The organism is uncultured Campylobacter sp. (assembly GCF_938030685.1).
GTDB lineage: Bacteria > Campylobacterota > Campylobacteria > Campylobacterales > Campylobacteraceae > Campylobacter_B.
Genome location: NZ_CALHHX010000056.1, coordinates 1 through 1,245, shown reverse-complemented (window position 1 = coordinate 1,245; position 1,245 = coordinate 1). Strand labels below are relative to the sequence as shown.

Here is a 1,245-nt window from a genome sequence, read left to right as displayed (position 1 = left end):
GACGAGACGCGCCGCAAGGGCGTGGAGCTGTATGCGGAGCAAAGTCTGCTTTCAAATTTAAAGCTCAGCGAGACCTTTTCATACGTGGACGCCAAGATCCAATCCGGCGCGAATAAAGGCAAGCAGGTTCCGCTGGTGGAGCGCTCGAAGTTCGTTTTGGGCGTCGATTACGAGCCGATTAGAAATTTAACGCTGATGAGCGATTTTAAATATTTCTCATCATCGCACGACGGCAACCACGATAGGATCGACTCGCGCACGATCGTGGATCTGGGCGCTGCGTACCGCTTCGCAAGCGGATTTTTGATAAGCGCGGGAGTAAAAAACGTCTTTGACGAGGAGTATAATTACAACCAAAATTTACGCTCGGACGTCTATACTCCGGCTCCAGGGCGCAATTACTACGCGGAGTTTAAATACACCTATTAGCGTGCGTTTAAATTTAGGTGGGGTTTTGAGCTGCGGGCTTTAAAATTTACGGGCGAAATTTAAAATTTTGCCGCCGCGCGCTTTTCCGCCGCAGGATTAAATTTAATAAAAGGAGCGAAGATGAAGCCCGATTATAAAAACTGGGTGCCCAAGGGCATGATCGCGTCATTTGCCGCGGCTGCGGGCGTGGCGTTAGTTTTGTTTTTGATTTTCGGCGTTTGCGGCGCTTTTGTTGGCGGCGTGCTGAGGTGGTTTCTTGCCGGGCTTTTCGGCGCAGCGGCACTGGTTTTGGGCTGCTTTACGATCTACTGCGTCGTGTGGTACCGCGCGTTTGATTACGGCGGCAAGCGTCAGCTCTCGCGCGCGATCGTAGAGGGCACGGCGAAATACGTGGATCTGCCCGAGGGCGGGCGCGGGCTGGACGTGGGCTGCGGTAGCGGCGCGCTAACGATCGCCGTTGCTAAGCGCAACCCGCACGCATCGGTGCTGGGCGTCGATCGCTGGGGCTTTGAGTATGCGTCTTTTAACAAGCAGCTGTGCGAATCCAATGCGCGCGCCGAAGCGGTGCAAAACACTAGCTTCGAGCAGGCTGATGCCACGCAACTACCCTTTGAGGACGGCAGCTTCGATGCGGTTACAAGCAACTACGTCTATCATAACATTATGCGCAAGGACCGCCAGGCGCTGCTTTTAGAGACGCTCCGCGTGCTTAAAAAGGGCGGCAGCTTCGCAATCCATGATCTTTTTTCGCGCGGAAACTACGGCGACATGGATGCTTTCATCGCGCGGCTTAAGGAGCAGGGCTACGAGCGAGTC

2 protein-coding genes are annotated in these 1,245 nt (G+C 54.4%); both read left to right on the top strand.

What is annotated here, in order from left to right; all coding sequences use genetic code 11:
• A partial coding sequence (locus Q0369_RS02670; protein ID WP_298095609.1) for a TonB-dependent receptor occupies positions 1 to 429 on the top strand: 429 nt, incomplete at its 5' end.
• A gap of 120 nt (positions 430 to 549) precedes the next feature.
• A partial coding sequence (locus Q0369_RS02665) for a class I SAM-dependent methyltransferase (protein WP_298095606.1) occupies positions 550 to 1,245 on the top strand: 696 nt, incomplete at its 3' end.